This window comes from Methylobacterium sp. 1A (genome assembly GCF_058072805.1).
In genome coordinates this window covers 1,517,764-1,534,628 of record NZ_JBYQVE010000001.1, presented here as the reverse complement: position 1 = coordinate 1,534,628, position 16,865 = coordinate 1,517,764, and the positions used below count along the sequence as shown (strand labels likewise).

Annotated in this window: 14 protein-coding genes and 5 pseudogenes; 15 read left to right on the top strand and 4 right to left on the bottom strand. The window is 67.2% G+C overall.

Annotated elements, in window-relative coordinates:
• Positions 1 to 218: 218 nt before the first annotated feature.
• The 5 genes and pseudogenes from ACX9MN_RS07525 to ACX9MN_RS07505 all read left to right on the top strand — a co-directional run.
• Positions 219 to 757, top strand: a pseudogene (locus tag ACX9MN_RS07525) (IS5 family transposase); the annotation flags it as partial.
• Positions 758 to 815: 58 nt separating this feature from the next.
• Positions 816 to 2,036: an IS256 family transposase gene (locus ACX9MN_RS07520; protein ID WP_447701342.1), complete on the top strand. Its 1,221-nt coding sequence runs from the start codon at positions 816 to 818 to the stop codon at positions 2,034 to 2,036.
• 37 nt (positions 2,037 to 2,073) lie between these two features.
• Positions 2,074 to 2,346: pseudogene (locus ACX9MN_RS07515) on the top strand (transposase); the annotation flags it as partial.
• A 53-nt stretch (positions 2,347 to 2,399) separates the two neighbouring features.
• A pseudogene (locus ACX9MN_RS07510) lies at positions 2,400 to 3,300 on the top strand (IS3 family transposase).
• A gap of 144 nt (positions 3,301 to 3,444) precedes the next feature.
• Positions 3,445 to 3,699, top strand: coding sequence for a hypothetical protein (locus tag ACX9MN_RS07505; RefSeq protein WP_489724085.1), 255 nt, complete (start codon positions 3,445 to 3,447; stop codon positions 3,697 to 3,699).
• A gap of 133 nt (positions 3,700 to 3,832) precedes the next feature.
• On the opposite strand, the gene istB is transcribed toward ACX9MN_RS07505, so the two are convergent.
• The 3 genes and pseudogenes from istB to ACX9MN_RS07490 form a co-directional block, all read right to left on the bottom strand.
• Positions 3,833 to 4,564, bottom strand: coding sequence for an IS21-like element ISMex39 family helper ATPase IstB (gene istB, locus ACX9MN_RS07500; RefSeq protein ID WP_043766072.1), 732 nt, complete (start codon positions 4,562 to 4,564; stop codon positions 3,833 to 3,835).
• A 5-nt stretch (positions 4,565 to 4,569) separates the two neighbouring features.
• Positions 4,570 to 6,063 (bottom strand): annotated as a pseudogene (istA, locus tag ACX9MN_RS07495) (IS21-like element ISMex39 family transposase); the annotation flags it as partial.
• Positions 6,064 to 6,291: 228 nt separating this feature from the next.
• Complete coding sequence (locus ACX9MN_RS07490; RefSeq protein WP_489724084.1) at positions 6,292 to 6,801, bottom strand: DUF6428 family protein; 510 nt, start codon at positions 6,799 to 6,801, stop codon at positions 6,292 to 6,294.
• A gap of 39 nt (positions 6,802 to 6,840) precedes the next feature.
• Here ACX9MN_RS07490 and ACX9MN_RS07485 point away from each other — a divergent pair, with 39 nt between their 5' ends.
• The 8 genes and pseudogenes from ACX9MN_RS07485 (at position 6,841) to ACX9MN_RS07450 (ending at position 12,237) form a co-directional block, all read left to right on the top strand.
• A complete protein-coding gene (locus tag ACX9MN_RS07485; protein WP_489724083.1) occupies positions 6,841 to 7,203 on the top strand; it encodes an ArsR/SmtB family transcription factor in 363 nt (120 codons plus the stop codon).
• On the top strand, positions 7,196 to 7,633 hold the full coding sequence (gene arsC / locus ACX9MN_RS07480) for an arsenate reductase (glutaredoxin) (protein ID WP_489724082.1): 438 nt from the start codon (positions 7,196 to 7,198) through the stop codon (positions 7,631 to 7,633). The genes ACX9MN_RS07485 and arsC overlap by 8 nt, the downstream gene beginning before the upstream one ends.
• A 9-nt stretch (positions 7,634 to 7,642) precedes the next feature.
• Positions 7,643 to 8,707: an ACR3 family arsenite efflux transporter gene (gene arsB, locus ACX9MN_RS07475; protein WP_489724081.1), complete on the top strand. Its 1,065-nt coding sequence runs from the start codon at positions 7,643 to 7,645 to the stop codon at positions 8,705 to 8,707.
• Positions 8,667 to 8,816, top strand: a pseudogene (locus ACX9MN_RS07470) (MFS transporter); the annotation flags it as partial. The gene arsB and the pseudogene ACX9MN_RS07470, both read left to right, overlap by 41 nt.
• Positions 8,817 to 9,349: 533 nt before the next feature.
• Positions 9,350 to 10,293, top strand: a protein-coding gene (locus tag ACX9MN_RS07465) for an IS630 family transposase (protein WP_100250497.1) whose coding sequence is annotated in 2 segments (ribosomal slippage) — positions 9,350 to 9,686 and positions 9,686 to 10,293 — 945 coding nt in all. Because the reading frame shifts where the segments join, the coding sequence is not laid out codon by codon here.
• A gap of 448 nt (positions 10,294 to 10,741) precedes the next feature.
• Complete coding sequence (locus ACX9MN_RS07460) at positions 10,742 to 11,110, top strand: SPW repeat protein (RefSeq protein WP_489724080.1); 369 nt, start codon at positions 10,742 to 10,744, stop codon at positions 11,108 to 11,110.
• A gap of 91 nt (positions 11,111 to 11,201) precedes the next feature.
• The gene (locus ACX9MN_RS07455) at positions 11,202 to 11,456 is read left to right on the top strand and encodes a hypothetical protein (RefSeq protein ID WP_489724079.1); all 255 of its coding nucleotides are present in this window, start codon (positions 11,202 to 11,204) and stop codon (positions 11,454 to 11,456) included.
• Positions 11,457 to 11,544: 88 nt separating this feature from the next.
• Positions 11,545 to 12,237 carry a helix-turn-helix domain-containing protein gene (locus ACX9MN_RS07450; RefSeq protein WP_489724078.1) on the top strand — a complete coding sequence of 231 codons (693 nt, stop codon included), beginning with the start codon at positions 11,545 to 11,547 and terminating at the stop codon, positions 12,235 to 12,237.
• Here ACX9MN_RS07450 and ACX9MN_RS07445 read toward each other — a convergent pair.
• Complete coding sequence (locus tag ACX9MN_RS07445) at positions 12,194 to 13,141, bottom strand: LysR substrate-binding domain-containing protein (RefSeq protein WP_489724077.1); 948 nt, start codon at positions 13,139 to 13,141, stop codon at positions 12,194 to 12,196. The two genes, ACX9MN_RS07450 and ACX9MN_RS07445, sit on opposite strands and share 44 nt — an antisense overlap.
• A gap of 937 nt (positions 13,142 to 14,078) precedes the next feature.
• Here ACX9MN_RS07445 and ACX9MN_RS07440 point away from each other — a divergent pair.
• Both ACX9MN_RS07440 and ACX9MN_RS07435 read left to right on the top strand, forming a co-directional pair.
• Positions 14,079 to 15,779, top strand: coding sequence for an ATP-binding cassette domain-containing protein (locus ACX9MN_RS07440; RefSeq protein WP_489724076.1), 1,701 nt, complete (start codon positions 14,079 to 14,081; stop codon positions 15,777 to 15,779).
• Positions 15,763 to 16,785, top strand: coding sequence for an efflux RND transporter periplasmic adaptor subunit (locus tag ACX9MN_RS07435; RefSeq protein ID WP_489724075.1), 1,023 nt, complete (start codon positions 15,763 to 15,765; stop codon positions 16,783 to 16,785). Before ACX9MN_RS07440 ends, ACX9MN_RS07435 begins: the two co-directional genes overlap by 17 nt.
• The last annotated feature ends 80 nt before the right edge of the window (positions 16,786 to 16,865 follow it).

The window sequence follows — 16,865 nt, the reverse complement described above, 5'->3', positions numbered from 1 at the left end:
CCTGCCCAGCCTCGTCGGCGAGGCCGCCGTCCCCCTGCTTCCAAGCGCCGTCCATGGCGAAACGCACGGACAGCGCCATCATCGCACCGGCGATGACAACCGCCGTCAGTGCCTTGAAGGTCGAAGTAGCCCACCACCTTCGCCGCGTCCGTCATCTTGGGCCTAGGGCGTCTCTGCAAAGGGTTCACAGGCCGCGGGATCGGCCCCATGTGGGCCTGATGCGACGCTTTGAACTGACTGACGCGCAGTGGGAGCAGATCGCCCCGCTGCTGCCTGCGCAGAAGCCGCGCACGGGCCGGCTTGCGGAGGATCACCGGCAAGTCCTCAACGGCATGCTCTGGATCCTGCGTACCGGTGCTCCCTGGGAGGACCTGCCGGCCCGCTACGGGGCGGTCGGAACCGTGTCGGGCCGGTTCTACCGGTGGCGCAAGGCCGGCGTGTTCGACCGGGTGCTGCAGCGCCTGCAGGCGCAGGCGGACGCCCGCGGCGCCCTGGACTGGGATCTGCACTTCGTGGACGCCACGGTGGTGCGCGCCCACCAGCACGCCGCCGGGGCACGCCGGTCCGGCGCCATCGGGGGGTGAGGCGACCGTCGAGGGCGTGTGCGAAGCGCTCGGGCGCAGCCAGGGCGGCTTCTCGACCAAGCTGCATCTGCGTGCCGAGGGCGGGGGTAAGCCGATCACGGCGGTGCTGGCGGCGGGCGAGCGCCACGAGCAGTTTGCGTTGGATGCTCTCATGAAGGGGCGCGGTGCCACGTCGGGACTGTCAGGAATTTCGTGTGGGGGCGGCCATAGTGGACCCGAAGGAGGTTCCCGATGGCACGACGCAAAGCACCCCGCATCCCTGACGCGATTCTGGACCAGCTCCTGGCCGGGGCCGATCCGAAGACGGCCTTCGAGGCCGATGGCCTGCTGGACGAGCTGAAGAAGGCCCTGGCCGAGCGGGCGCTCAACGCAGAGATGGACCATCATCTGGCGGGCGAGGACGCCGGCAACACGCGCAACGGCTACGGTCGCAAGACGGTCACGACCGAGACGGGCCGGATCGAACTGGCGATCCCGCGCGATCGGCAGGCGACGTTCGACCCGCAGGTGATCGCCCGGTATCAGCGCCGCTTCCCGGGCTTCGACGACAAGATCGTGTCGATGTACGCGCGTGGCATGAGCACCCGAGAGATCGCCGCGCACCTGCGCGAGCTCTACGGGATCGAGGTCTCACCCGACCTGATCAGCGCGGTGACCGACGCGGTCCTGGAGGAGGTCGCCGCCTGGCAAGCCCGGCCGCTGGAGCCGGTCTACCCGATCGTGTTCTTCGACGCCCTGCGGATCAAGGTGCGTGACGAGGGCGTCGTCCGCAACAAGGCCGTCCACATCGCGCTGGGCGTGCGCGCCGACGGCTCTAAGGAGATCCTCGGCCTCTGGCTGGAGCAGAACGAGGGTGCCAAGTTCTGGTTGCGGGTCATGAACGAGCTCAGGAACCGCGGCGTCGAGGACGTGCTGCTTGCCGTGGTCGATGGCCTGAAGGGCTTCCCCGATGCGATCCGGGCGGTGTTCCCCGAGGCGCTGGTCCAGACCTGCATCGTCCACCTCCTGCGCCACAGCCTCGACTTCGTGTCCTACAAGGACCGCAAGCTCGTGGCCGCGGCGCTGAAGGACATCTACCGCGCGCTCGATGCCGCGGCTGGCGAGGCGGCGTTGGCGGCCTTCGAGACAAGCGAATGGGGTCGGCGCTACCCAGCCATCGCCCAGAGCTGGCGACGGGCCTGGGGCGAGGTGGTCCCGTTCTACGCCTTCCCCGGCGAGGTGCGCCGGATCCTGTACACGACCAACGCCATCGAGGCCCTGAACGCCACGCTGCGCCGGGCTGTGCGCGCCCGCGGGCACTTCCCGACCGACGAGGCCGCGCTGAAGCTGCTCTACCTGGTCTTGAACCGCTCCGAGAAGGCGTGGAAGATGGGGCCACGTGAGTGGGTCATGGCCAAGGCGCAGTTCGCCGTCATCTTCGGCGAGCGCTTCACACGGGCCATGGCGGCCTGATGTTCAACCCGCCGCCCGCACACGGAATTCCTGACAGTCCCTGCCACGTCCAGGGCGAGGCCGCCCGCGCCTGCGTCCCCGCCGGACGGCAGGCGACCAGGGCTACTCCAGTCCGCCGGCCCGTCGTCGCCTCCGACAACGCCGGGTCGAGCCGGTGATCCCCACCCGCAAGGATCAGCCCCGCCAGCTCGATTTCGACGAAGCCGCCTATCGCCAGCGCAACAAGGTCGGGCGGTTGATCGGTCGGCTCAAACAGTATCGCCGCATCTCCACCCGCTACGAGAAGCGAGCCGCAAACTACCTCGCCATGGAGTTGACCCGGTCTCGTGGAGCCCTCCAGACTTTCCGCACGAGGTGCGCTCCATGCCTCATACACGCCCGCCCTACGCTCCCGAGTTCCGCCGCCAGATGGTCGAATTGGTCCGCGCTGGACGCGACCCGGCCGATCTCGCCCGCGAGTTCGAGCCCTCCGCCCAGGCCATCCGCAACTGGGGCGCTCAAGCCGACCGCGGTGAGGGCCGTGGCGGATGCCGCGTTGTTGAAGCAGATCCGCACCGCTCACGCTGGGTCGGGCGAAATCTACGGTGCGCCGCGCGTGCACGCTACGCTGGCAGCGCAGGGCGCACGACACGGACGCAAGCGCATTGCGCGGCTGATGCGCGAGGCGGGCCTTGTCGGCGTCAGCCGCCAGCGCGGAGGCGTCGTGACCACTCGACGCGACCGGGAGGCTCGCCCCGCGCCCGATCTCGTGGACCGCACCTTCTCGGCCGAGGCCCCCAACCAGCTCTGGGTCGGTGACATCACCTTCGTGCCGACCGCCGCGGGCTTCCTCTACCTCGCCGTGGTGGTCGACGCCTGGAGCCGGCGCGTCGTGGGCTGGTCGATGGCCAGCCACCTGCGGACCGAACTCGTGCTCGATGCACTGGAGATGGCCATCATGCAGCGCCGACCGCGCGATGTGATCCACCACTCCGACCAAGGATCGCAAGACACCTCGCTGGCCTTCGGCGGTCGCTGCCGCGAAGCGGGCGTGCGGCCCTCCATGGGCTCGGTGGGCGACGCTTACGACACCGCAATGTGCAAGAGCTTCTTCGCGACACTGGAGTGCGAGTTGCTCGACCGCCGGCGCTTCGCCTCTCAAGCACAGGCCCGCATGGCCGTGTTCACCTTCATCGAGGGCTTCTACAATCCCGTGCGCCTGCACTCCGCGCTCGGTTATCGCTTACCCATCCGCTACGAACAGGAGATGCTCGCCAACCCTTGATCCGCAAGCGTTCCACCGCTCCACCAAAACGGGTCAACTCCAACTTCAGCTGACTCCGCGGTCCCGCCGCGACGCGTTGATCCAGCGCAAGGCCTGCAAAGCCGGACCGAGCTCATCTCGTAGGCTCAAACGGGAGGGGCAGACATGAAGACGTCAGCCCTAAGCTCGCCCGGTACGGATCGACCGGTGACCACCGGATGGATGCCGGGCGTGCACGGGTGGCTTGCAGCCCTGCCGCTTGCCGGCCTCTGTGTCGGTTTGGCTGTGCAGGTCATCGGTCGGGCAGATATCGCGGCGGCGGCCTGGACCCTCGCGACCCTGGCGGTCCTCGGAGCCCTCGTGTTCCAGGTTGTGACGAGCCTGGCGAAGGGCGACGTGTCAAACAGCGTTGAACATTGACCCTGGATCGGCGTCGAACTTTGACCCCCTGGATGGGTATGGCGGGACGCCCCTGATCAGCCCGGCGAAGGCGGGTCGGGGTGGCGCAGCCGGGCTGATCAGGGGTCCAGCAGGCGCGACGTGTGTGCTGGCCTCAGGCGCGGTTCTTGAAGCGCCAGCTCTCGTTGCCGGTCTCGACGATCTCGCAGTGGTGGGTGAGCCGGTCGAGGAGCGCGGTGGTCATCTTGGCATCGCCGGCGAACACGCTCGGCCATTCCCCGAAGGCGAGGTTGGTGGTGACCACGATCGAGGTCGTCTCGTAGAGCTTGCTGATCAGGTGGAACAGGAGTTGGCCGCCCGACTGCGCGAACGGCAGGTAGCCGAGTTCGTCGAGCACCACGAAGTCGAGCCGCGCCAGATGGTCGGCGATGCGGCCGTGCCGGCCGGCGCGTGCCTCGGCTTCGAGCCGATTGACGAGATCGACGACGTTGTAGAACCGGCCCCGCATGCCATCCCGGATGCAGGCTCGTGCAAGGGCGATGGCGAGGTGGGTCTTGCCGGTCCCGGTGCCGCCGACGAGCACGACGTTGCGCTGATGCGCCAGGAACTCGCCGCCGGCGAGATCACGCACCAGCACCTCGTTGATCGGAGTGCCGTCGAAGGCGAACTCGGCGATGTCCTTGGCCAGGGGCAGTTTGGCGATGGTCATCTGGTAGCGGATCGAGCGTGCCTGCTTCTCGGAGATCTCTGCCTGGAGCAGGTCGCCGACGATCTGCTGCGGCTCGTGGGTGCGCTTCACTGCGACCTTGATGATCTCGTCGTAGGCGGCCTTCATGCCGAAGAGCTTCAGATCGCCCATGGTGGCGAGGATCTGCTGGCGTTCCATCATGGTGCTCTCCTTAGGCTGTCGTAGCGGGCACAGTCGGCGACCGGCTCGTGGCGCAGCCGCAGGCTCTCGGGCGTCAGGATGGTGACGGGCGTGGTCGGCTCGCGCTGCCGGGCGAGGATGTTGAGGACGACATCGGCCGAGTGGACGCCCTCGCGCAGGGCCTCGGCACAGGCCGCCTCGACCGCCGGCAACCCGTCACCGAGCACAGCGGTGAGGATCTCGACCATCTGCCGGTCACCCCCGGCACTGCCGGCGAGCTTGCGTCGAACCCGGTCGAGGGCGGCGGGCAGCACCCAGTCCTTGAACGGTGCGCCGTTCCGGAGCGCGCCAGGTTTGCGGGCGAGCACAGGGACGTAGTGCCAGGGATCGAACACGGTCTGATCCCGGCCGAAGGCACGCGCGTGCTCGGCGACGACGCGCCCGTCCTGCTGGATCTCGATGCGCTCGGCGTAGGCTCGCACTTCGACCGGGCGGCCAATGGCGGAGGCCATGACCGAGTATCGGTTGTTGTCGAAGCGTACGAGGCAGGTCGCGGACACCGAAGCGGTGACGGCGTGGAAGCCGTCGAAGCGGCCAGCATAGGGCACCAGCGCCGCCCGCTCGGCCTCGAACCGCTCCCAGACGGTGCGCTCGCGCTCCTCGGGATGCGGATGGGCCTTGGCGTAGGCGATAGCTCCATCGAGTAGGAGCGCGTTCAACTCGTCGTAGCTCTTCACCCGGACGCGCGGGGTGAAGAAGCGCTCGCGCACCAGCCCGACCTGGTTCTCGACCTGCCCCTTCTCCCAGCCCGAGGCCGGCGTGCAGGCGACCGGATCGACGAGGTAGTGCGAGCACATCTGCAGGAAGCGACGGTTGTAGGCGCGCTCGCGACCGACGAAGATCGTCTCCACCGCGGTCTTCATGTTGTCGTAGATGCCGCGCTGGCAGGTGCCGCGGAAGAACGCGAACGCCCGGTCGTGGGCGTCGAACACCATCTCCTGGCTCTCGCGCGGATAAGCCCGCACGAACAGCATGCGCGAGTGGCAGAGCCGGACGTGAGCGACCTTGACCGTGACGGTCGTGCCGCCGATCAGCACGATCTCGTGGCTCCAGTCGAACTGGTAGGCCTCGCCTGGGGCGAAGATGAGCGGCACGAAGGCCTGCGCCGTGACCGAGGCGCGCTCGCGCTTCCAGGTTTTGGCATAGCGCCGAACGGCATCGTAGCCGCCCTCGTAGCCGAGCCCGCGCAGCGCCTCGTAGATCCGGATCAGCGTCAGTCGCTCGCGGGCGGACCTGCCGGCGTTGGTGGTCAGCATCCGATCGAGATCGTCGCGCCACGGCCCGAGCTTGGGCAGAGGCTGCACGTCGCGCTCGTAGGTGAAGGCGGTGGCCCCCGACCGGATGACCTTCCGGACCGTGTTGCGGGAGACGTGCAGGTCGCGGACGATGTCCTTGATCGCGCGGCCGCGGGTGAAGAACTCGCGCCGGATGCGCGCAATCGTGTCCACGCCCTTCATCCCCCTGCACCACCCTTCCGGCCGCACCAGAGGGCAGTCTGCGAGAACGAGGTTAGGGGGTCAGAATTGGACGCCGATCCCCCGCCTCAAGGGGTCAAAGTTGCACGCCGAAACACATTCGAGCGGCAACAGAACAGAGCGGACGTCATCGCCGCGCCCGCTCCCAACCCTTTTCGGAAGTTCAAGCTGTGCTCCGGCAATGCCGAGAACTGAAGTAGTAGTGGCCGTTTAGTTGCAGCATGCCTTCTCCGTTCGCTTTGCCTCAAGCCAGCGATCGCGCGGCTTGCAACTCGCAGCGCGCGGCGAGAGCGCGACCTGGAGGACGTCGTCGATCAGCTCGGGGGTATCGGCGCAGTGGAGCTGCATCGGCACCACGCCGTCGCTGACCTCGAAGGTGAGCCGCGCGGCTGGATCGAGGCCAACGTGCTCCGACACCTTGCGGATGATCGCCGCGAACTTGCCGGCCGTCATGTGGATACGATCGCCGTCGATCACGTCCCACAGCTGGATGAAGATCTCCGTCCAAGACTCGGGATTGCCACCGCAGTCGAGGGCGGCGAACTGGCCCGCCTTCACTTCGGTGACGTGGTAGCCGGGACGCACGGCGTGGCCGTCGTAGACGAACACGAGGGGGACCGCCGGGTGCTCGTCGCAGGTGGCGAGCAGGGCGCCGATCTGAATGTCGTCGGCGGTCCTACGAGGCGGCACCGCCACATCGATCTTGGCAGCGTCCAGCATGGTTGCTACTCCTCATTCAAACAATCGTAGGATTATCGCATGATGGACGAGCGTCAAGCGTTGAATGCCTTCGCTGCCCTCGCCCAGGAGTCCCGGCTGCAGATCGTGCGGCTGCTGGTGCAGGCCGGACCAGAAGGTGTGGCCTCTGGGGCTCTGGCCGGCGAGGTGGGCGTGTCCGCCTCCACCGTGTCCTTCCACCTGAAGGAGCTGGACCGCGCCGGTCTGATCCAGGCGCGGCGCGAGGGCCGGTCGATCATCTACAGCGCGGCCTACCCGGCGCTCTCGGGCCTCATCGCCTTCCTGATGCGCGACTGCTGCCAGGGGCGCCCGGAGGTCTGCACGCTAGCCGTCGCCTCGCTGTCGAGCTGCTGCAACCCCCTGACGGAGGCCGGTCATGCCTGAGACGTTCGACGTGGTAATCTACCACAACTCCGACTGCGGCACGTCCCGCAACACCTTGGCGATGATCCGCAGCACTGGCATCGAGCCGCACGTCATCGAGTATCTGAAGACCCCACCGAACCGGGCGCTAATCAAGCAGCTCGTGGCCCGCGCCGGCCTCACGGTGCGCGAGGTGCTGCGGGAGAATGGCACGCCCTACGGCGAGCTGGGCCTGAGCGATTCGGCACTGACCGACAATCAGCTGCTCGACGCGATCGAGGCGCATCCGATCCTGATGAACCGGCCGCTGGTGGTGAGCCCCAGGGGCGTGCGCCTGTGCCGGCCGTCGGAAGCCGTGCTGGACCTGCTGCCGGCGCAGCAGGGCGAGTTCGTGAAGGAGGATGGGGAGCGCGTGGTCGACGAGCACGGTCGCCGCGTCGCCACCGCCTGAGGAGCGCCGATGTCGACGTTTGAACGCTATCTCACCGTCTGGGTGGCCCCCTGCATCGTGGCCGGCGTGGCGCTTGGGCACGTCATGCCGGGCACCTTCCAGGCGATCGGCTCGGCCGAGATCGCCCAGGTGAACCTGCCGGTGACGGTGCTGATCTGGCTCATGGTCATTCCCATGCTGCTCAAGATCGACTTCGCGGCGCTGGGTCAGGTCGGCCGGCATTGGCGCGGGATCGGTGTGACGCTCCTGGTGAACTGGGCGGTGAAGCCGTTCTCGATGGCGGTGCTGGGCTGGTTGTTCGTGGGCTGGCTTTTCAGGCCCTACCTGCCAGCGGACCAGATCGACAGCTACATCGCCGGCCTGATCATCCTGGCGGCGGCGCCGTGCACCGCGATGGTGTTCGTGTGGTCGAACCTGACGAAGGGCGAGCCGCATTTCACGCTCAGCCAGGTGGCGCTCAACGACACGATCATGGTGGTGGCCTTCGCCCCCATCGTCGCCCTGCTGCTCGGCCTGTCCGCGATCACCGTCCCCTGGAGCACGCTGATGCTCTCGGTGGTGCTCTACATCGTCCTCCCGGTGATCGTAGCGCAGCTGGTGCGGCGATCGCTCCTGGCGTCGGGCGGGCAAGCGGCGCTCGATCGTCTCCTGAAGGCGCTCGGGCCGGTGTCGCTGGTGGCGCTCCTGGCCACGCTCGTCCTGCTGTTCGGCTTCCAGGGCGAGCAGATCATCGCGCAGCCGCTGGTGATCGCCCTGCTGGCCGTGCCGATCCTCATCCAGGTCTACTTCAACGCCGGGCTCGCCTACCTGCTCAACCGCATCGCCGGCGAGCAGCACTGCGTGGCCGGTCCCTCGGCGCTGATCGGCGCGTCGAACTTCTTCGAGCTGGCGGTGGCGGCGGCGATCAGCCTGTTCGGGTTCCACTCGGGCGCGGCACTGGCGACGGTGGTCGGCGTTCTGATCGAGGTGCCGGTGATGCTGACCGTGGTCTGGATCGTGAACCGGAGCCAGGGTTGGTACGAGCGCGGCGCCCATCGGAACGCGGCGCTCAAGACCGTTCCTCGTAAGATCTGATGCGGGCGGTCGGAGCCGCCTGACGATCATCAGCGCCCTGGGCGTGATCGAGATCCTCACCCAGAGCTCGTCCTTCTACCTGCCAGCCGTGATCGCCGGGCCTGTCGCTCAGGTCCCCGACCGATGTACCTGGAGGGCAGACGACGGCCGCTTTGGAGAGGCAGTGTAGGCGGTCCGGGCGGCGTTGAGTCGGTAGCTGGCCGTCTGCTTTTCCCGCGGACGTTCTCCGAAGCGGACCGGCAGCTTACGGCCAGCTCCAGTCGCGTGAGTGGACGCCCCGGACGGCTGGGTATGGTGGATTTCTGCCAGTCCGCTTTCGGAACCCGGAGCCAGAAGATCGGACTTGCAGCGAGTAGGATTGCCCAGGTTCGATGTAGACAAAGAACGCTTTCGCGTGAGGTGCTTTCCCGATGCCTCAGCCCGTTCTCCCTAACCACTGAGTTTCGTCGGCAGATGATCGATCTGGAGAGCGCCAGCCGCAGTCCGGCACACTTCGCCCGTGGAGTGGCCCCCAATTCAACCGGACACCGGGCGTAGCCGTGAGGGCCTAGAGCGTTTTCGGTTTGGGCTGAGTCGGGTTGGTAGGGTTCACGCGGCGCTGGAGGCTGATTCACTCAGGCCGGTCGACAGCCGGAGTGATGCATGGGCCGCCCCTACAGCTTGGACCTGCGCGAGCGGGTGGTGACCGCGGCTGCGGCGACCTCGCGCCGTCAGGCGGCCGCCCGCTTCGGGGTCGGCCAAGCAACCGCGATCCGCTGGATGGCGGCGCTCGCCGCGACTGGGACGGTGGCCGCCCGGCCGCAGGGGCGTGCCCGCCGCTCCAAGCTCGACCCGTACGAGACGTTCCTGCGTACGCTGATCGACGAGACGGTCGACATCACCCTGGAGGAGATGCGCGCCCGGTTGCAGGACGAGCATGGCCTCACCGTCGGGCTCGGCACGTTGTGGGCCTTCCTCGACGCGCGCGACCTGACGTACAAAAAAAGACGGCCCACGCCGCAGAGCAGGATCGGCCGGACGTGAAGGCCGCCCGGGAAGCGTGGTTCGAGAGCCAGCCCGATCTCGACCCGGACCGGCTGGTGTTCCTCGACGAGACGTGGACCGCCACCAACATGGCCCGCACCCGCGGGCGCTGTCCCCGCGGCCAGCGGCTGCGCTCCCCCGTCCCGCACGGTCATTGGAAGACCACGACCCTGGTGGCGGGCCTGCGCCTGTCCGGGATCGCCGCGCCGTTCGTGCTCGACGGGCCGATCAACCGCGACGCCTTCCAAGTCTACGTCGATCAGGTCCTGGTGCCCGAACTCGCACCCGGGGACATCGTGATCATGGACAATCTCGGCAGCCACAAAGGCCCGGCCGTGCGCGCGGCGATCGAGGCGGCGGGCGCGCGGCTCCTGTTCCTCCCGCCCTACTCGCCGGACTTCAATCCGATCGAGATGGCGTTCTCGAAGTTGAAGGCGGGGCTGCGCAAGGCCGCGGCGCGCACGCGCGAAGGGCTCTGGACCACAATCGGGCGGCTCGTCGATGCCGTTACGCCCGACGAGGCCGCAAACTTCTTCGTCGCGGCAGGATACGACCCCGATTAAACCGAAACCGCTCTAGCACGCGCTCGACCTGATCCTCGGGCCGTCTGTGACCATAGCTGGATTGCGCCAGTTCAAGGTCGTTTGGCGGCCTTCACGCCAGCCTGGAAGCCAGCCGGAACAGGGCAGGCACACGGGGTCCCTTCGACGTTGGGCCCTGGGCCGTTCCGCGTAAGCCACCGCGCCCGCGAAGTCCCGCGGCGGGCTGCACGCTTGGGGACCGTCAATCAATCATCTGATCAGGTACGGGCCGGGCCGCCGGCTCCACGCATGCCGAGTGCCTGCGGGCTAAGGCGACGGGAGCTCCTCGCTCATCTTGAGCCACATCAATGCTTCGAAGCGACATGGTCGGATGCTCGATCTCAGGAAGGCGGCAGGCCGTCTGCCGCCCCGAGGCGCCGTGTTCAGCGTGTCCGGTCCCGGTTCTCCCCTCTTCCGTAAGGAGGCAACGATGCGAACCATCGAGAACCGAACCGAGGACATGATCCCAAACGCCCTCAATGCCTTGCTCGGCGTCGCTCTGCTCATGATGCCCTGGTACCTGAGCCTCGGAAGCGAGACCGCCGGGGCCCGAAACGCTTTCGTGTGCGGGATGGCCATCGCAATTATCGCGGTGCTCGCCCTCAGCAAGTCCTACGACTGGGAGGAGTACATAATCCTCGCCGTCGACCTCTGGGTGTCCATTGCCCCGTGGGCGCTCGGCTTCGCGGACTCGGCCGTGCCAACGTGGACACACGTCGTGATCGGGCTCGCGGTCGCCGCCCTGGCCGCATTCGAGCTCTGGCGGCTGTTCGTGTCCCCCCAGGCGCGCTCGGTCTGACCGACCGTCCGTCGCCGCAGCGGCCGCGCCGGTACCTCGCCCGATGCGGCCGTGGCCGATCTCCCCAGAGCCCCCCTTCCCGGAGGCCGCCATGTCACTCGACCCAGTCGCGCTCGCCGCCGCGACCTTCACGGCCGGCTGCGCCGGCATCCATGACCTTCGCCGCCACGCCGACGTCGTCACGCTCGTCCTGAGCGGTCTGGCGTACGAGCTCACCACCGCCATCGGCTGGATGCTCGCGGGACGCAGCGGTCTGCTCGGTTTGTCCGATCCCGTTCCCGCTTGGGCGCTCGTGGCGACCGCCAGCATCCGACCGCGGCCAACGACGCTACGTGGTTGCCCTTAAGCGGGCCCGCTTAAGAAGCCGACCGGAATTTCGTCGATCCACGACCGACGCCAATCTCCTCTCATCGACGCAGGTGAGGAGCGAAGCGATGAGCACCGAGCACACGGCACGGACATCCACGCGGGTGCCGGTCGGCCATTTCGCTCCCGTACCGGGCCTCAACGAAAGCGTCCTTTTCGCCGGTTGTCCCGAGGTTATCGGTACGCCTTTCTCCTACACCCGCGAGGAGGAGGTCTACGGCGAGGGTGAGGAGGCCGAGTATGTCTACAAGGTCGTCGGCGGCGCGGTGCGCACACACAAGCTGCTGAGCGATGGCCGGCGACAGATCACCGGCTTCCACCTGCCCGGCGACCTGTTCGGGTTTGAGCAGGAAGAAAGTCATCGCCACACCGCCGAGGCCCTGACCGATACCAAGGTGCTGATCTTCAAGCGCCGGCAGGTCGAGCGCGCCGCTACCGGCAGTGCCGAGGTCGCGTGCCAGCTCTGGGGCATGGCCACGAACGACCTGCGGCACGCCCAGGACCACATGCTGCTGCTCGGGCGCCGCTCGGCGGCGGAGCGCGTGGCGACCTTCCTCATCGAGGTGGACGAGCGCCTTGGCGGCACCGGGACGTTCGCCTTACCGATGACCCGCCGCGACATCGCCGACTTCCTCGGCCTGACCATCGAGACCGTCTCGCGCACCCTCTCGCAGCTTGAGGAGGACGGCGCCCTGCAACGCGTCGGCGGCCGTCAGGTTAGCCTGAGGCGCGCCCGGCTCCGCCGCGTGGTCGAGGACTGAGCTGGCCTTCGAATAGACTTGCGCTGGGGACGGCGACCCGCCGCTCCAGCGCGGCGATGACCGTCGTCGATAGAAGCTCCGCTGCCGGCGGGACGTGGCCCGGAGCTTGGTAGAGGACGATCTCCGTATCGGGGAGCTTCGGCAACCCGAAGCGGCCCGAAATTGACACCATGTCCGCTGGGATCATCTCCGTCGGCAGCACCGTCACCCCGAGACCGGCCTGCACGGCAGCCTGCAATCCGGCCAAGCTTGGGCTGGTGTAAACGATGCGCCAATCCCGACCCGCGGCATCGAGGGCCGACAGTGCGCGCTTGCGATAGACGTCCGGCGCCGGTGAAAGGACGAGCGGGATCGGGCCGCCGTCTCCCGCGACCAGACGCGGCGACGCGACCCAATCGAGCACCTCCCGCCAGACCTTCGTCCCGCCGGCTGGACCTTGCGGCTCTCGCTTGAACAGGATCAGGTCGTACCGGCCCTTTGAGAAGTCATCGAGCAGGTTGACCGTGAAGTCGCACTTCACTTCGAGCGCAACCTGCGGGTGAGAGCGGGCGAAGCACGCCAAAACCTCCGACAGGTGCGTGGTCGCGAAATCCTCTGGCGTTCCCAGCCTGACCACCCCCGTGAGTTCCGGAGTGACGATCCGAGAAAGGGCCTCGGCTCCCAGCTTGAGGATCTGCCGTGCATAGGTGAGCAGCACCTCGCCCTCGGATGTCAGCTTGAGTCCCCGGCCGTTACGGTCGAACAGGCGACAGGTGAGGCCGTCTTCCAGGCGCTTGATCTGAAGCGACACGGTCGACTGTGTCAGGCGCAACCTGCTGGCCGCGCGCGTGAAGCTCCCATTGTCGACGATGGCGACAAAGGTGCGCAGCAGGTCGAGGTCGAAAGGCAATGATGGGCCGGGCATCGACCTCACGTCAGGTCGTCGGGGCCGGATCTCAAGCTCCCAGATCGAGCCTCCACAAGGTCGGACCGACTCTTGATGGCGCCATGTGACTCAACACACATCGGCTGCTCATTGGATGCTGCGAACGAGGATTAAACATCGAAAGGCCTTTTACATCGCATTGAGTATCATTTGCTTTTGCAATGACTCACATTGAAGTCTGGAAATTGTAGATCGTAGCTCATCGCTACAAATCAGTCGCGTGGATGAGGCGAGCGATATTGGTGATGTGGATCCCCTCCAACCTTGATCCACGGGAAGGTCATAACGACCGCAAACCTGATTGGAGACGAGCGATGAAGGCGTCGAAGAAGTTATCCGTCGTGTCCGTCGCGACCGCGCTCAGTGTCGCGCCGCTCTCCGCTGCGTTCGCCGATTTGCGCGTAGGCCCTGGATCGCGGCCCCTCCCGCAGACGACATGGGACGGCCTCTCAACCGGCTCGATCTTACCCGGTGAGGTCCTGACCCCCGCGGTCGGAGGCTGCCGCCGGAGTTCGGCCCAGGAAGGCAACGCCGACCAGCAGCACTTCCCTGTGCAGCAGTACGGCCAGACGTCAGGTGGCTACAGCTGCTGAAGCGAGTGCCCTGCCTTGACCCGATAGCCGTCCGGTTCACGGCAATAGCCGTCGCCAACGCGGTCCGCCGTGCCACCCGGTATGGCGGACCGCGCTTGCAATCCCTGCCTTCAGGGCATCCGCCGCACGCCCGGCGGCTGACCGCCTGTCTCTTCGGTCCAAGCCCGTGAGAATCGAGCGTCGCCCAAGCCAGGCGGCCCGAGCCGGTTTCGCAATCCTGCACCACCACGATTTTCAGCGTTCTCCGAGGCCGCGCTCCGCACTTGGCCGGAATCGCCGTCCTCCTCGCACGCCCTCGTTCCAGGCTGGAAAGCTCTCGCCCCATGGATGCCACGCACCACACACCCCTGACGGTCGCGAAAGCCTGCGGGCTCATCTGCCGCCTTCTCAAGCCGGAGGCCGGCTTCGTCGGGACGGCGGTCGTCTACGGGATTGCCGTGGCGCTCCTGGGCCTCGCCGTGCCGGTGTCTGTTCAGCTTCTGATCAACTCGGTCGCGAACACGGCGCTGCCGGCGCCCCTGTTCGTCCTGTCCGGGCTACTCCTTGGCCTGTTGCTCACCGCCGCTCTGCTGAGCGCCGCGCGGATCTATGTCCTGGCGCTGTTCGAGCGGCGCGTGTTCGCGAGAACCGTCGCGGACATCACCCTTCGCGCCCTCCATGCCAGGAACCCACATTTCGACGATGCCCGCCGCAGCGACCTGTTCAATCGCTTCTTCGACCTCATGACGGTCCAGAAGGCGGTCCCACATCTTCTGGTCGGCGGCTTTGCGATCCTGCTGCAGTCCGGGATGGGTCTCGTCCTAACGAGCTTCTATCACCCGTTCTTCCTCGCCTTCAATCTGGTGGTTGCCACCGTGCTCGTCGTCATCGCACTCCTCTGGGCGGGGCCGGCGGTCCGGTCCGGCGCGGCGCTGAGCCATGCGAAGCATGAGACGGCGTGCTGGCTTGAGAGCATCGGCAGTTCGAATGGCTTCTACAGGCACGGCGGCCGGCTCACGACCGCTCTGGCCCGTTCCGAGGCGTTGACGGCCACCTACGCCAAGGTGCATCGCCGCCACTTCCGACACACCTTCGCACAGACCATCGGTTTCCTCCTGGTCTACGCGGTCGCGAGCGCCGGCCTCTTGGCGATGGGCGGTTGGCTGATCCTGCAAGGGCAGTTGTCGCTCGGACAACTCGTGGCCGCGGAACTCGTCTTGTCGAGTGCCTTCTACGGGATTTCGCAACTCGGCTCCCATGCGAGGACCTTCTACGACCTCGCCGCCGCGCTCCACGAGCTTTCGCTGTTCGAGGGTATCGAGCAGGTGGGCGGCGACGGATGGAACGGCCCGGGCCCCGTCGACGGGAACCTGCGCCTGCGCGACGTCGAGCACGACGGCCTCCGCTTCGACTTCGCAGTCGAGAGCGGCGAGATCCTCGCCGTTGCCGCGGACGAGGGTGTCGAGCGGACGCTCGCGGGACTCATTGAGCGGAGGGTCCGGCCGCAGCATGGATGGGTGATGGTCGGGGGAGCCGACATCGCGGCGTTCGGTGCGGAGCGGCTGCACTCGGAAATCGTCGTCCTGGACCGGCCGACGCTCGCCGAGATGACCATCCGCGAGTACCTGTCGGCCGGGAATGGGACGTGCCCCGCGAGGATCCACGAGTGCCTGGATCGTGTCGGATTGGCAGACCGCATCCGACGCCTGCTCTCCGGGCTCGACACCACCCTATCCGCGTCCAGCTCGCCGCTCTCGCCGGGCGAGGCCGTCGCGTTGAAACTGGCCGCAGTCCTGCTCCATCCCCCAAAGCTCGTCTTCCTTTCGGCGCTGTTCGACCTGCTGCCACCGGATCGCGTGGCGGCAGCGCTCGCAGGGTTTCGAGCGGTGGGCACGACGGTGCTGCACGTCACCGGCCGCCCCTTGCTGCCGGTCCACGACGACCAGATCCGGCTGGGTCCCAACGGTTATGGTCGCTCCACCGAACGTGAGGCACCGCACGATAAGGCGATTTTGAGGGAGAGGACGCATGCTGTCGCGGCCTGAACACATCCGTCATTTCCCAACCCTGACCGGGATCCGGCCTCCCCGCGCGGCGGTCGCCCTCGGGTGGATCATCGGTATCGGGACCGTTCTCGCGGTCCTGATCCTCCTCTACTTGCCCTGGGTTCAGACATCGGCTGGGATCGGGCGCATCATCGCGCCGAACCCAGCCGACCGGGTCCAGACGGTCACGGCCCTGGTCCAGGGCCGGGTTGAGCAATGGTACGTTGAGGATAGCCAGCGGGTTCGCGCCGGCGATCCCATCGCCCGTCTCGTCGACAACGATCCGTTCCTTCTCAAGCGGCTCGCCGCCGAACGGGAGCAGATCGAGGCCGAGATCGCGGCGGCCGATCAAGCCGTGAAGGTGGCGGAGAGCCAGGTCAGCCAGACGCGCGAGGCCGCCGAGAAGGGCTTCGTGACCCGGCGCAACTTCGAGTCCGCGCAGATACGCGTGGCGGAGCAGCGCGCCAAGCTGGCCGGGGCCAAGGCCAAGCTCAGCCGCCTCGACGTGACAGTGAACCGCCAATCGGCGCAGCTCGTGCGCGCCCCGAGGGACGGTCGCATCTTGCACATCAACGCCGCCGCGGCCGGTACGCTGGTGAACGCGGGGGACACCCTGGCCACCCTCGCGCCGCACGCGCCGGAACGCGTCGTCGAGCTGATGGTCGACGGGCGAGACATCGCCCTGATCCGGCCTGGTCAGAGCGTGCGCCTCGCCTTCGAGGGCTGGCCCGCCATCCAGTTCAGCGGCTGGCCCTCGATAGCCCACGGCATGTTCGATGGGCGGGTCCGTGCTGTTGATCCCTCGGCGCAACAGAGCGGCTTGTTTCGCGTGCTGGTCGAGCAGGACCCCGAGCGACCCACATGGCCTGAAGTTGATTTCATCCCGCTCGGAGCAAAGGCGCGGGGCTGGATTCGGATGGAGACGGTGTCGATGGGCTACGAGCTCTGGCGGGTGCTTAACAATTTCCCGCTGGAGTTTCCAAAGCAGCCCAGCGCTTCGTCCTGAAAGATCGCCCAAAAAGCGGAGCGGGGACGGAGCCCAGGCCGAATGGCTGTCCGGGGCCGAGCTGCCTCCTGTGCCGGGAT

Coding starts and splice junctions, on each gene's coding strand:
- ACX9MN_RS07460 (WP_489724080.1), top strand. CDS start 10,742: ATGCGAACCATCGAGAACCGAACCGAGGACATGATCCCAAACGCCCTC.
- ACX9MN_RS07455 (WP_489724079.1), top strand. CDS start 11,202: ATGTCACTCGACCCAGTCGCGCTCGCCGCCGCGACCTTCACGGCCGGC.
- istB (WP_043766072.1), bottom strand. CDS start 4,564: ATGGAACGCCAGCAGATCCTCGCCACCATGGGCGATCTGAAGCTCTTC.
- arsB (WP_489724081.1), top strand. CDS start 7,643: ATGTCGACGTTTGAACGCTATCTCACCGTCTGGGTGGCCCCCTGCATC.
- ACX9MN_RS07435 (WP_489724075.1), top strand. CDS start 15,763: ATGCTGTCGCGGCCTGAACACATCCGTCATTTCCCAACCCTGACCGGG.
- ACX9MN_RS07505 (WP_489724085.1), top strand. CDS start 3,445: ATGAAGACGTCAGCCCTAAGCTCGCCCGGTACGGATCGACCGGTGACC.
- ACX9MN_RS07490 (WP_489724084.1), bottom strand. CDS start 6,801: ATGCTGGACGCTGCCAAGATCGATGTGGCGGTGCCGCCTCGTAGGACC.
- ACX9MN_RS07445 (WP_489724077.1), bottom strand. CDS start 13,141: ATGCCCGGCCCATCATTGCCTTTCGACCTCGACCTGCTGCGCACCTTT.
- arsC (WP_489724082.1), top strand. CDS start 7,196: ATGCCTGAGACGTTCGACGTGGTAATCTACCACAACTCCGACTGCGGC.
- ACX9MN_RS07450 (WP_489724078.1), top strand. CDS start 11,545: ATGAGCACCGAGCACACGGCACGGACATCCACGCGGGTGCCGGTCGGC.
- ACX9MN_RS07440 (WP_489724076.1), top strand. CDS start 14,079: ATGGATGCCACGCACCACACACCCCTGACGGTCGCGAAAGCCTGCGGG.
- ACX9MN_RS07520 (WP_447701342.1), top strand. CDS start 816: ATGGCACGACGCAAAGCACCCCGCATCCCTGACGCGATTCTGGACCAG.
- ACX9MN_RS07485 (WP_489724083.1), top strand. CDS start 6,841: ATGATGGACGAGCGTCAAGCGTTGAATGCCTTCGCTGCCCTCGCCCAG.